The sequence below is a fragment of the Luteolibacter sp. LG18 genome, assembly GCF_036322585.1.
In the GTDB taxonomy this organism is placed as follows: domain Bacteria; phylum Verrucomicrobiota; class Verrucomicrobiia; order Verrucomicrobiales; family Akkermansiaceae; genus Luteolibacter.
In genome coordinates this window covers 2,946,564-2,959,327 of record NZ_AP024600.1, presented here as the reverse complement: position 1 = coordinate 2,959,327, position 12,764 = coordinate 2,946,564, and the positions used below count along the sequence as shown (strand labels likewise).

The following is a 12,764-nucleotide window of genomic DNA, read 5'->3' as shown; positions in this document are numbered from 1 at the left end:
CGGGATGACACGTTTGACGATGGATTCTTAGAACGGATCTCCAGTTTCGCGACGCCACTGCCACCGCTCCATCGGGTCGCGTTCACAGGAACAATTGCCCGCTGGCGACGATGACCGCCTCCCCACCGACGCGCACCCGCAACGCTCCGCCATCCCGGTCCCAGGAAGCCTGCACGATTCCGTCCCGGCCGATCTCGATGCCCTGTTCGGCGAGGTAACCGCCCGACGCTTCCTCCGCGTGCTTGTGGCGGGCGAGGAAGGCCGCCACCGAGCCATTGCCGGAGCCGCAGACCGGGTCCTCCACCACTCCCTCGCCGGGTGCGAAGGTCCGCACCCGGAGCCGCACCGGACCTCCATCCCCGCGTTCCACGAACACCGTCATCCCGACAGCACCCAGCGCCTTGCAAGCGCTCTCGATCCGCGTCTGGTCGGGATGGAGCGCCGAAATCGCCTCGAACCGGGACAGTTCCACGATCAACCACGGCACGCCGGTCGAAACCACCTCGAAAGGCAGGTCGGAAAGATCCGACGCCGCACAGCCGAGCATCGCCGCCACGGTTTCCCGGGAAAGCTCCGCCTCGCGCCAGGTCGGAGCGCCTTGGGTCATGCGCAGCAGCCTACCTGCGGTGGACGGCACGACCTCGACCGGCACGATGCCGATCCCGCACTCCTGCCGGAGCAAGGTGGCACCGGCCTTTTCCGGATCGCGGGTCAGGACCGCATGCGCCGCGGCCACCGTCGGGTGACCTGCGAAGGGCAATTCGCTCGCCGGGGTGAAAATGCGCGCCCGGTAATCGGCGTCCGGCGTGGTCGGCTTCAGGAGGAACACCGTCTCGGATAGGTTCATCTCACGCGCGATCCGCTGCATGGTTTCCGCCGGGAGGTTGTCGGCGTCAAACACCACCGCGGCCGGATTTCCGTAAAGCGGCCGATGGGTGAAGGCGTCCACCTGAACGAAATCGATTGGCATGACCTGTTCTTCGCGAAGCCGGTGACGGGTGGCAATGCCGGAAGGCGCGGGGCAAGGTGAACCCATTCAAGGAGTAGAATGGGAGCGAAGCGGACATGGCCAGCCACTTGGTCTATCCATTCGCTGGCAAACATTCCTGTCCCGTTCTTCATCGTTCTCGCGATCTTCACCTGTATCCTGGGGGAAAGGGCGGGCTATCGCCCTATCGTCACATTCATACCCGCCAGCGTGAATCACGAAACGCCCCCCAATCCTCCCTCCCTTCTTCGGTACCCAAAGTGAAGCCGCCCGCGGCCGGACCAGTCTGCACGCGGGATAAAAAACGGGACAGGAATGTCCCTACTCCTTGGAAACACCATCCTCCACCACTGTTCCCTTTTCTCCTTGAAACATACCGACCGGTTGGCATGTTCAAGCCCATGAGCCGTCGCCCGCGTGATCCATCGGCCACCCGCAGCGCCGTCCTGCAGGCGTCATTCGACGAATTTTACCGGAATGGCTTCCAAGGCGGCAGCCTCAACCGGATCGTCGACCGGGCCGAGCTCACCAAGGGCGCCCTGTTCCACCACTTCCCGGACAAGGCCGCGCTGGCCATCGCGCTGGTCGACGAGCGCCTGTTCCCGGCCATGGAGACGCGCTGGTTCCAGCCGCTTCAGGAAACCGCCGATCCGGTCACCACGCTGCGGGATTTGATCCGCGGGCACGTCGCCAGGATCGAGAAGGAGGGCCCGGAAGGCTTCCTTTTTCATGGCTGTCCGATCGGAAATCTGGCGACCGAAATGGCCCCGTTGGATGACGTGCTACGCGGAAAATTGGACGCGCTTTACACCGCTTGGCGCGAGGCCATTTCGGGGGCTTTGAGGCGCGGCCAGAAGGCCGGAATCGTGCATGCCTCGATCGATCCCGAGGCGGAGGCGGTTTTCGTGGTCGCCAGCCTCACCGGCACCGCCACCCAGGCCAAGACCGCCCGTGATTTTAGGATCTTCCAGCTCAGCCTGAAAGCCTTGGAGGGTTACTTGGAAACCCTACGCAATCCTTTGAAATGATGGATTCAAGCGATTGATCCTCAATCTCATCCACACCCGCTCACAGGTTGTTAACAGGATACCACGGGAAAATCGAGGGATTTTCCACACACTTGTCCACGGCTTGCCGATGGCTTTTCCACAGGTTGCTCGCAAGGTTTTTCGCCGGTTGCAAACCGGTTATTTGGAAAGAATTCACAGCACTATCAACTGGTTATGCGCGGGTTATTCGCACGACTGCTCACTGGTTGCCAGCAGGTTGTTCACAGGGTTTTGCGCCGGTTGTTGACCGGTTTTTCACAACTGAAAATCGCCAAAAATGAGCTCAAAAACTGAACCGTTGGCCGCGCCGGGAGCGGGGCTGCCGGCCGTCGAGGGATGGCTGGCGAGGCACGTGATCTTCCCGCGGTTCGTCCGGAAGACGACGACCGCGGAGGCGGTGGATCGGTTCGTCGCGGACGGCCGGTGGATCGTGGAGCGAGTCCGGGCGCTGGAGCCGGAGCGGCAGCGGACGCGGGTGAGGATCGAGCGGCTGCGCGGGATGGAGGACAGCTCGCGGGAGTGGTCGCCGCTGATGGTGGTGGAGCACCTGCTCATCACCGGCCCGGCGATGCTGGGCGCGGCGCGGTCGCTCTCCGCCGGGGTGGTGCCCGGGCGGGCGGTCAGCACGGCGGCGGTGAAGCCGAAGGGCGAGGCGGGCGCGGAGCTGCTGGAGGAATTCGGGCGGCTGCTGGACGGCTACCCGGCGGCGGTGGCGGCGCTCACGTTTCCGACGAAGCCGAAATTCCCGCACCCGTGGTTCGGGCCGCTCGACGCGCGGCGGTGGGTGGTCCTGAACGCGTTCCACCAGGCGCTGCACCGGCGGCAGCTGGAGAGGATCGTGGCGGCGAAGTAGCGCAAGTTTCCAACTTGCGGATGGGGAGGCCCGCGCCCGGCCTCGCACATCCAGTCCGCTCTCAAGTGGCCGGTGGTTGGTGGCCAGAGAAGATCACCTCAGATTCTTCCTCTTCTCTGATCACTGATGACTGATCACTAGCCACTCATCGGCGGACCGGATTGGTCAGGGACTTCGTCGCTCTTCCGATTCGCAAGTTGGAAACTTGCGCTACTTCACCCCACCCAGCTTCCGAACGCGCTTGAAGTGCACGGCTTCGAGCGGGGTGATCGAAAGGCGGGTGCCTTTCTGGAGGACCACCATGCCCTGGAGGGCGTCGTCCTCTTTCATCTGCTGGAGCGGGACGTAGGCCGGGAACTTCTCCACGAACTCGAAATCGCGGAGCCACCAGCGCGGGTTCTCCTTGGTCGCCTTCGGGTCGAAGTACTCGCTGGCCTCATCGAACTGGGTCGGGTCCGGGTAGGCGTCCCCCGCCACGCGGGCGACCCCGGCCACGCCCGGCGGCACGGCGTTGGAATGATAGAAGAGCGCGAGGTCGCCGGGCTGCATGTCCTTCCACATCGAGTTCCGCGCCTGGTAGTTCCGGACGCCGGTCCACGGCTCGCGTTTCACGGCGGCCAGGTGGTCGATGGAGAAGACGTCGGGCTCGGACTTGATCAACCAGTGGCGCATGGGCGGGAGCATGGACCGGCTCGCGCCGCGACCTCAAGGCTCGGTGGCCTTCAGCCGGATGAATTCCTTCGCCGCCGTGCCCGGTGAAACGGTCACCTCCCCCACCGTCCCGGCCGGGATCGGGTTCACGCCGGTGGACAAGCGGCTGGCGGGCAGCGTGGTCCAGGTGCCGAGGCCGGTGGAAACGAGCACCGTGACCGGGCCGCCGGTGCCGGTGGCGGGAAATGGCAGGCTGAATCCCTGCGGCACGCCCGCACGGGACTTCGGTAGATAAAGAAGCGGATCGGCGGTCATCCCGATGCCGAGCGCCCAGCGCAGGCCGTTCGGGAGCCGGTTCGACACGGTGGCGAACGACGCGCCCGCCGCCCCCTGGGCCACGGTCCACGCCAGGTAGGAGGTTTTCGGAATCTGCACGGTGCCGGTCGCCTTGATCGTGCCGGTGGAGGTGATCCGGACCGTGCCGCTGTCCGTCACGGTGGTGTCATCCACGCTCACCGGCAGGGTGAGGGTGGCGGTGAAGTTCCGGTAGATCCCGGAATCGACGCCATTGGTCAGTGCGATCGTGCCCGTCCCGGTGCCGCTGCCGATGGCGGGCTCCTGCGGGGTGAAGGTCCAGTCCACCGGGCTGCCGAAGACGGTGCCGGTCATCGAGCCCTGGTCGATCGCGGTCTGATACTGGGTGGCGTCGAACTGGCCCGTGGCGGGCGTGACCACCCCCGGCGGGGTCGGCGTGGTCACCGCCGCGCCCAGGCCGGTGATCGTGAGATTATAGAGGAAGGTGTGGAACGTGAGGGTGGTCCCGGAGATCCGCCCATTCACGATCGTGAGCGCGGACACCCGGCCGGTGGCGGGATCGGCATCCAGGGTGATCGGCAGCGTGCCGGTGAGGGTCGAGGTGGAGGTCGAGGCCAGCCCCGGATCGAAGGTCACGGTCAGCTTGTTGAAGCCGGTCTGGTTCACCAGCGTGAGCGTGCCGCCCCCGGGGATCGCCATGGCAGGAGCGAGCCCGAGCCACCAGCAGGCAAGGAACCGGTTCATCGGAGGGAGGGAGCCACCCCGCGGCACGGGCCGCGGGACGTCCAGTGACCGGCACCGGCGGATCTAACACCAGAAAAATCGGGAGAGCTCCGGCGCGCGGGCCACCCGACACGATTGGAACTTGCATGTTGGCCGGGGCCGCTTCCGAATGCCTGCAATGTCCACGCCGCGAGTCAAAACCGTCGCCTCCATCACCGTCGGGGAGTTTTTCGAACGCCATGCCGAGGTCCTCGGCCTGTCCCTCCACGGCGAGAGCCACGGTTTCGACCGCCTGATCAGCGAGCCCGCGATCAACCGCCCGGGCCTGGCGCTGGCTGGATTCTTCTCCTACTTCGCCCGCAAGCGCATCCAGGTCTTCGGCAATTCCGAACTCGCCTATTTAAAGAAGCTGCCGGACCCGATGCGCGCCGACCGTTTCCGCCGGATCTGCGACCGCGACATCCCCTGCATCGTGGTCGCCCGCGGCGCGACGCTCGGCGACGACCTGATGGCGGTGGCGAAGGAGCACCACATCCCCGTTTTCGGCACCTCGCAGGTGACCATGAAGTTCCTCAATGCCGCCACCATCCGGCTGGAGCACGATTTCGGCCCGAGCGTGACCATCCACGGCTGCATGGTCGACATGCGCGGCATCGGCGTGATGATCGTCGGCAAAAGCGGGTCGGGTAAGAGCGAAACCGCCGTCGGCCTGCTCGAGCGCGGCGCCGCGCTGGTGGCGGACGACATGGTGCGGCTGAAGCTGGTGGGCGGCGAGCTGATCGCCACCGCGCCGGACCTTTCCCGCGGCTACATGGAAATCCGCGGCATCGGCATCATCAATGCCGCCAACCTCTACGGCCTCGCCTCGATCCGCCCGGACAAGCGCCTCGACCTCGTCGTGACGCTCAAGCCGCACGCCGACCTCAACGAGGTGGACCGCCTGGGCCTCCAGACGAAGACCTACGAGGTGCTCGGCCAGCACATCCCGCACGTCGAAATCCCGGTGGCCCCCGGCCGCGACACCGCCCGCATGGTGGCGATCGCCGCGCTCGACCAGCAGCTCCGCCGTCTCGGCTACAACATGGCGGACGAGTTCAACCAGAAGCTGCTCAACCACATGGCGGGTGGGTTCTGAGGCATGACCGCCTTGGAGCGTTTCATCGCGGAGCTGAATCAGGAGCGACCGCTGTTTCGAACCGAGCTATTGCCCGGTTCGACCGATCCGGACGAAGGATTCGTCGTCACGGAGAACCACACCCGCTGGGATCTGGTGGGCCGGGCCCTCATGATGCTGCCCGCCGGTGCGTTCGGGGGCACGTTGTTGGCCATCGGTCTGGTGCATGTCGGGCCAGTCACCTTGGCTCAATCCTCCCCGTTCCTTGTGGGCTTCGGCCTGTTCGCGGTCCGCCGCCTGACCCGCCGCTATTTCCACTTCGACCTCCCGGCAAAGCGGCTGGAAGTGCGTCGAAAAGCCGGTCGATTCACCCTGTGGCGGAAACGCTTGCCGCTGGCGGACTTCGATCACGTCCATTTCCGGTCCATCCGATCGAAAGGACCCACCCGCCACCTCGTCAGCCTGCGCGGGAGCATGACGCTCATGAGCATGCTGGACTGCCATCGCCGCGACGCGTCCGTGGACTTCGCCATCCGGCTCGGCCAGAAACTCGGACTTCCGGTCAAAGGTGTCCCCGAAGACGCTTCGTAGCTCCACCCGCCCGGACCTTCATTTTTACCTTGGAGTCTCCGGGAACGGCTCCCTACACTCCGCCCGTCGCCGCCCAGGCGTTCTACCCTCCATGGCTCGCAAAGACTTCACCATCATCAACAAGCTCGGCATCCACGCCCGGCCCGCGGCCCAGTTCGTGAAAACCTCGAACCGGTTCCAGTCGGAAATCCGCGTCGAGAAGGATGGCGAGGAAGTCGATGGCAAGAGCATCATGGGTCTGATGATGCTCGCCGCCGGCCATGGTTCCGTGATCGCCGTGACCGCCGATGGTCCGGATGCGGACGCCGCGCTCGACGCGATCGGCGACCTGATCACCCGCAAGTTCGAGGAGGATTGAGGGTTTCTTCGGGGAAGTAAGCCCCTTTTCATATCGAGGGTCGTGCACCTGCGCGGCCCATTTCGTTCCCGTGTTTGCCCCGCATACACGGGAATTTTTTTTGGAGTGCGGCGAGCCATCGCCGCTTTGAGCGGAGGCGATCCATCGCCGGGAAAAGCGCCTGCATCCGACGGGCAGCTCCCACGTTCCAGAACTACCTCCTCTCTGGTTCAAGCTCTTGCTCCTCAGCTCCGCTGGATCCCCGTCGATCCTCTCCGGTGCCCAAAGCGGCGATCACTCGCCGCACTCCATATCAGAGCCGCCGCCGTTTCGGAGCGGCGTGCAGCAGGATGCCGCTGATGATCACGACCAGCCCTGTGATGCCGAAGGCGTCCGGCGGACGGATGCCGATCAGGATCGCCTCAAACACCAGCGTGAAGAGAATTTCGGCCGCCTGCGTGGCCTCCACCGCCGCGAGCGCCTCGGGATCGCGGCTGACCAACTGCGTGGCCCCGTAGAACACCGGCGTGGCGATCACCCCGCACACGGCCACCACCAGCGAACCGGTGAGTTGGTCCGGCGGCGGCCACCCGGCGCGGAAATAGCCCCACACGCACAGGATCAGCCATCCCGGCAGGCTGCCCACGGTGAGGGCGGTGAGACGGATCACCGCGTCCGGACGCAGGTGCCGCTTTTCCATGAGCTGCATGCTCATGCGGTTCCCGATCGGGTGGGCCGTGGCGCTGGCGAGCACCAGCACGAGCCCCGCCACCACCGCGCGCCAGTCCATCGAACGCGCTTCGCCCACCTGGAGCAGCATCACGCCCACCACGATCAGCGAGCTATAGACCAAGGCCCGCCGCGGGATATGCCGACGGTGATCGGTGTAGAGAAACGGCGCGAGCACGATACCGATCACGATCGCCACCGGCCACGAACCCGCCACCACCCACGCCGGGGAAATGGCGCAGGCCGCCACCAGCGCGGCGTAGAAGATCCCGCAGCCGACCGTTCCCCACACGATCCACCCCAGCGGCGCGGCCTTCCAAGTCTCCCAAAACTCGCCCCACTTCCGGCGCACCAGCAGGATGCCGAAGAGCATCGGCAGCATCATCAGGAACCGCAGCGCGGCGGTCCACGCCCAGTGGCCGTTCGCCTCCGCCATCTGGCGGCTGATTACGAAGCTGACCGAGAAAAACGCCGCGGCCACCATGCCGAGCGCGAGCCCGCGCCACAGCAACCGCGATTGACCAGGCTCCGGGTTCATCCCGGAAACACCGCCTCATGGGCGGCGGTGACGCTGGCGCGGTCTTGATGGTGGCGCAGGCAGGCATCGCCGAACGCCTGGAGCACTTTCAGCGACGCCGGATGGTCCTGCGGCCGCCACTCCGGATGCCACTGGACGGCGAGGTTGAACCCCTTCGCGCCCGGGCAAGTGAAGGCCTCGACCAAGCCATCGGGAGCCTTCGCCTCGGCGCGGAGCGAAGGTGCCAGACGGTTCACGCCCTGGCCGTGCACGGAGTTCACCTCGATGCTCGGGGCCCCGAGGATGCCCTCCAGCAAACCGCCCGGAACGACCTCCACGGAGTGGGCAATGGCGTAGCGTTTCTCCAGCGGGTCACCATCGTCCGGCCGGTGGTCGAAAAAACCCGGGACCTCGTGCACCGCCTGGTGGAGGCTGCCGCCGAGCGCGACATTCATTTCCTGGTAGCCGCGGCAGATGCCGAAAAGGGGAATCCCCCGCTCCAGCGCCAGCCGGATCAACGGCAGCGTCCAGGCATCGCGGTCGCGGTCCTGCGGCAGCGAGGGGTCGTGGACTTCCTCGCCGTAGTGGGAAGGATGGACGTTGGAGGGCGAGCCATTGAACAGGATGCCGTCCGCCACCGCCAGCAACGTCGAGAAATCCCCCGCCGCGGGCTCCGGCACGATCAGCCCCTGGCAGCCGACGAGGGTGAGCGCCTCGATGTAGTTGTTCCGGATCGTGTAGGTCGGGAAGCCGTCGAGTTCGCGCTTGCAGGAGGCGATGAGCACCACCGGGCGGGCGGGAGAAGCGGACGCGTGCATAGACAGGAAAGAGGTGGAGAAAAAACCGTGCGGGCCCACCGAACCAACGATGTCCCGGCGGGGCAACCGGTTTCGGCATCACGACGAATTTATACCCGGAAATTGCCCTCCCGACGCCGGAAAATGTCCGTTTCCGTTTGAAATTCAGCCATCTGGGAGCCTTGTGGATTCTTCTTTCACGCCTCCCCGGGCCGCTCCATGATCTGCCCGAAACATGGCAGAGACCGCAGTTGAACCGGAAGTCATCTATCAGGGGATTCCCGCATCGCCGGGCATCGCCATCGGTCCGCTGCACGTGATGGCCCGCGGGTTTTCCGCGCCGGAAGTGTACGAGATCGAGGAAGCCGATGTCTCCCGTGAACAGGAGCGTTTCCACGAAGCGCTGGATGTGACGAAGCGCCAGCTCGCGGAGCTCCAGCAACGCCTGGAATCCCTCTCCGGCGGCAAGGAAAGCGACATCTTCGAGGCCCACCAGATGCTGCTGGAAGACCGCGCCGTGGTCGACCGTGTTTCGGATGCCATCGCGGAGCGCTGCCAGAACGCCGAGTATGCGTTCTACGCCGTGATGCAGAACTTCCTGGAGGCGATGCGCCGCATCCCGGACCCCTACCTGCGCGAGCGCACCGCGGACATCGAGGATGTCTGCCAGCGCGTGCTGCGGAATTTCAAGGCCGAGGAAGCCGAGGTCCGCCATGTGGCTCCGTCCGATGGCCAGCACATCCTCGTCGCCTACGATTTCTCGCCGTCCGACACGGCCGCGATGAACCGCCGCCACATCCTCGGTTTCGCCGCGGAGCTGGGCAGCGTGAACTCCCACACCGCCATTCTCGCCCGCGCGCTCGGCATCCCCGCCGTGCTCGGCCTGGACGGCACCGTGATCGATCTCCAGACGCTCACGCCCGGCATCCTCGATGGCTACGCCGGCAAGCTGATCCTCCATCCCACCGCGGAAACGCTGGCCCGCTACGAGACCCTCAGCGCCGAAAAGGCGAAGGTCCGCAGCGCGCTGGAGGCGATGAAAGGCGCGGCCACCGACACCACCGACGGTCGCGCGATCACCCTCTCCGCGAACGTCGAGCTCATCGACGAACTGCCGCTGGTGAAACGCAGCGGTGCCAAGGGCATCGGCCTCTACCGCACCGAATTTCTGCTGCTCAATGGCGAGGAAATGCCGGACGAGGCCCAGCAGGCGGACGTTTACACCAAGCTGGCGAAGGAACTCTCCCCGCACACCGTGATCGTCCGCACGCTGGACGCCGGCGGCGACAAGCTGCCGGTGGAGCCGCTGACCGATCCCGAGCCGAACCCGTTCCTGGGCTGGCGCGGCATCCGCGTCTCGCTCTCGCGGCCCGCGATGTTCAAGGACCAGCTCCGCGCGATCCTGCGCGCCAGCGCCCATGGCAAGATCGCCGTGATGTTCCCACTCGTTTCCGGCCTGTCCGAGGTGAAGCGCGCCCGCACCATCCTGCGCGAGTGCATGGACGAGTTCGACAAGGCGAACATCCCCTTCAACCACGAGCTGCCGGTGGGCGTGATGATCGAGGTGCCCAGCGCCGCCGTCTGCGCCGACCTGCTCGCGCCGGAAGTCGACTTCTTCTCGATCGGCACCAACGACCTGATCCAGTACACCGTGGCGGTGGACCGCGTGAACCCGCACGTGGCGGACCTCTACCGGCCCACCCACCCGGCCGTGATCCGGCTCATCAAGAAGACCATCGACGCCGGCAACGACCACGGTATCTGGACCGGCGTCTGCGGTGAAATGGCCGGTGACATCCGCCTCACCCCGCTGCTCATCGGCCTCGGCGTGGAGGAACTTTCCGTCGGCCCGCACCAGGTCCCGCGCGTCGGCCAGGCCGTGCGCTCGCTCAGTCACGCCGAATGCGCCGCGATGTCGGACGAGGCGCTGAAGAAGGCGCACAGCTACGAGATCCTCGGCCTGTCGTTATCGCTGGCGCGGAAGTACTACGGGAATCTGTTGGATTGAGCGTGTCCGAATTTCCCCGTGGCACGCGGGTTCCCGCAGCAGCGGTATCCGTGTAGCCGCGCTCGGGAGAGCGTGGGCGGGGTGGATTCACCCTCGTCCCTCGCACGCCCGGCCCTCCATCAGCCCCTCTCCAAGCCCGGAGGGCAACGCTCTGCTAGCCGGTGGCGCAAGCCACCGGACCCCGACGAGAGAGGATCCAAGTCCCGTTAGGGACGACGCCGCCTGCGCTCTTCCAGCGGATCCACCATTCCCGCGGTTTGGATGAATCCGGAACTCTTCGAACGTCGGACGCGAACTCCTATCTGGAATGGTCGTCCGGCCTGCGTTTGCGTCGCCCCTAACCGGGGCTTGGAACTCATCGCCGTCCCATCCCGGGGGCTGCCGCACCCCCGGCTTGCAGAGCGTCGCCCTCCGGGCTCGGACACATGGCTTGCGAACTGGAAGACCGGAACTGCATGGGCGTGAGTAAGCTCACCCCGCCCACGCTCTCCCGAGCGCGGCTACACAGAAACTGCTGCTGGCGGGATATTACCACTACGGGTGGTGAGCAGTGACCACCCCCTTTCCCTAACTTCTTCCTTTGCGCCTCCGCCGCTTTGCGTGAAAGCTGCGGCGTGAAACTTTTCGACCTCGCACGCGAACGCGCGCTGATCAACTCCACCGCCGCCACGCTCGGCTGGGACCAGGAGACCTACCTGCCGGACTCCGCCCATCCCTACCGCGCCGCCCAGCTTTCCTGGCTCACGGCGAAGGCCCACACGCTGGCCACCTCCGACGAGTGGAAGCGCGCGCTGGAGGAGGCCGAGGCGTCCGACGCGGGTGGCGACGTGACCCTCACCGCGAACCTGCGCGAGATGCGCCGCCAGTTCGACCGCGCCACCAAGCTGCCGGTGGAACTCGTGGCCCGTGAATCCGAGGCGACCTCGATGGGCAAGCACGCGTGGGCGTCCGCCCGCCAGGCCTCCGATTTCGCCACCTTCGCCCCGCACCTCCAGACGCTGCTGGACATCGCCCGCGAGAAGGCGGACCGCTGGGGCTACGAGTCCGAGCCCTACGACGTGCTGCTGGACACCTACGAGCGCGGCAGCACCGCGGCGAAGATCTCCGCCCTGTTCGAAGTACTACGCCCGCAGTTGATCAACATCGGCAAGCTGGCGGTGGCGAACTCCGAGGCACGCGGCGCGAAGCTGCCCGCGGGACCCTACCCGATCGAGGCGCAGATGAAGTTCAACGCCACGGTGGCGGAATCGCTCGGCTTCGACTTCAACGCCGGCCGGATCGACACCACCACCCACCCGTTCTGCACCACGCTCGGCCCGAAGGACGTGCGCCTCACCACCCGCTACGACTTGGAGGACTTCACCTCGTCCCTCTTCGGCGTGATGCACGAGGCCGGCCACGGGCTCTACGAGCAGGGCCTGCCCGAGGGCGATGTCGGCCTGCCGTCCGGCGACTCGGTTTCGCTCGGCATCCATGAATCGCAATCGCGGCTGTGGGAAAACCACGTCGGCCGCTCGCAGGCGTTCTGGGAGCGCTGGTTCCCGTATGCCGTGGAGTGCTTCCCGCAGCTCGGCGCGCTCAGCCTCGATGATTTCCTCGCCGCAATCCGCCGCGCCGAGAAGTCCTTCATCCGCGTGGAAGCGGACGAAGCGACCTACGACCTGCACATCCTGCTGCGCTTCGGCCTGGAGCGCCGGATGATGTCCGGCGAGCTGGCGGTGAAGGACATCCCGGCGGCGTGGAACGAGGCCTTCGAGGAATCCTTCGGCATGACCCCGCCGGACGACCGCAACGGCTGCCTCCAGGACATCCATTGGTCGATGGGCGGCCTCGGCTACTTCTCCACCTACACGCTCGGCAACCTCAACGCCGCCCAGCTTTTCGCCGCCGCCACGGCCGATCCGGCCGTGGCCGCCGGACTGGCGAAGGCGGAGTACAAGCCGCTGCTCGGCTGGCTGCGGAAGCACGTCCACGCCCACGGCGGCACCTACGATCCGGCGGTGCTCGTCGAGAAGGCCACCGGCGCGCCGCCGTCCGCGGACGCGCACCTGTCCCACCTCTTCGCCCGCTACTGCGCCGCCGCCATCTGACC

12 protein-coding genes are annotated in these 12,764 nt (G+C 66.1%); 7 read left to right on the top strand and 5 right to left on the bottom strand.

Annotated features, from left to right (window positions below; genetic code table 11):
- Positions 1-82 precede the first annotated feature (82 nt).
- Positions 83-970, bottom strand: a complete 888-nt coding sequence (locus llg_RS12225; RefSeq protein WP_338284950.1) for a PhzF family phenazine biosynthesis protein — start codon at positions 968-970, stop codon at positions 83-85.
- Between the two features lie 419 nt (positions 971-1,389).
- Between llg_RS12225 and llg_RS12220 the strand changes: the two genes are divergently transcribed.
- Complete coding sequence (locus tag llg_RS12220) at positions 1,390-2,016, top strand: TetR/AcrR family transcriptional regulator (protein ID WP_338284949.1); 627 nt, start codon at positions 1,390-1,392, stop codon at positions 2,014-2,016.
- Positions 2,017-2,314: 298 nt separating this feature from the next.
- Entirely contained in the window at positions 2,315-2,890 is a 576-nt protein-coding gene (locus llg_RS12215) for a DinB family protein (protein ID WP_338284948.1), read from the top strand.
- A 210-nt stretch (positions 2,891-3,100) separates the two neighbouring features.
- Here the strand turns inward: llg_RS12215 and llg_RS12210 are convergent, their stop codons facing one another.
- The gene (locus tag llg_RS12210; RefSeq protein WP_338284947.1) at positions 3,101-3,562 is read right to left on the bottom strand and encodes an EVE domain-containing protein; all 462 of its coding nucleotides are present in this window, start codon (positions 3,560-3,562) and stop codon (positions 3,101-3,103) included.
- 33 nt (positions 3,563-3,595) lie between these two features.
- Positions 3,596-4,600, bottom strand: a complete 1,005-nt coding sequence (locus llg_RS12205) for a hypothetical protein (protein ID WP_338284946.1) — start codon at positions 4,598-4,600, stop codon at positions 3,596-3,598.
- A gap of 157 nt (positions 4,601-4,757) precedes the next feature.
- On the opposite strand from llg_RS12205, the gene hprK reads away from it, so the two are divergent.
- From hprK to llg_RS12190, 3 genes are all read left to right on the top strand, one after another.
- Positions 4,758-5,714: an HPr(Ser) kinase/phosphatase gene (gene hprK, locus llg_RS12200; protein ID WP_338284945.1), complete on the top strand. Its 957-nt coding sequence runs from the start codon at positions 4,758-4,760 to the stop codon at positions 5,712-5,714.
- 3 nt (positions 5,715-5,717) lie between these two features.
- Entirely contained in the window at positions 5,718-6,284 is a 567-nt protein-coding gene (locus llg_RS12195; protein ID WP_338284944.1) for a hypothetical protein, read from the top strand.
- A gap of 91 nt (positions 6,285-6,375) precedes the next feature.
- Positions 6,376-6,642 (top strand): HPr family phosphocarrier protein, encoded by a 267-nt coding sequence (locus llg_RS12190; RefSeq protein ID WP_338284943.1) that lies wholly within the window; start codon positions 6,376-6,378, stop codon positions 6,640-6,642.
- Positions 6,643-6,934: 292 nt separating this feature from the next.
- On the opposite strand, the gene llg_RS12185 is transcribed toward llg_RS12190, so the two are convergent.
- Positions 6,935-7,888 (bottom strand): multidrug resistance efflux transporter family protein, encoded by a 954-nt coding sequence (locus tag llg_RS12185; RefSeq protein WP_338284942.1) that lies wholly within the window; start codon positions 7,886-7,888, stop codon positions 6,935-6,937.
- Positions 7,885-8,685 (bottom strand): gamma-glutamyl-gamma-aminobutyrate hydrolase family protein, encoded by an 801-nt coding sequence (locus llg_RS12180; RefSeq protein ID WP_338284941.1) that lies wholly within the window; start codon positions 8,683-8,685, stop codon positions 7,885-7,887. Before llg_RS12180 ends, llg_RS12185 begins: the two co-directional genes overlap by 4 nt.
- A gap of 214 nt (positions 8,686-8,899) precedes the next feature.
- Here llg_RS12180 and ptsP point away from each other — a divergent pair, with 214 nt between their 5' ends.
- Complete coding sequence (gene ptsP, locus llg_RS12175; RefSeq protein ID WP_338284940.1) at positions 8,900-10,672, top strand: phosphoenolpyruvate--protein phosphotransferase; 1,773 nt, start codon at positions 8,900-8,902, stop codon at positions 10,670-10,672.
- Between the two features lie 614 nt (positions 10,673-11,286).
- Positions 11,287-12,762: a carboxypeptidase M32 gene (locus tag llg_RS12170; RefSeq protein ID WP_338284939.1), complete on the top strand. Its 1,476-nt coding sequence runs from the start codon at positions 11,287-11,289 to the stop codon at positions 12,760-12,762.
- Positions 12,763-12,764 lie beyond the last annotated feature (2 nt).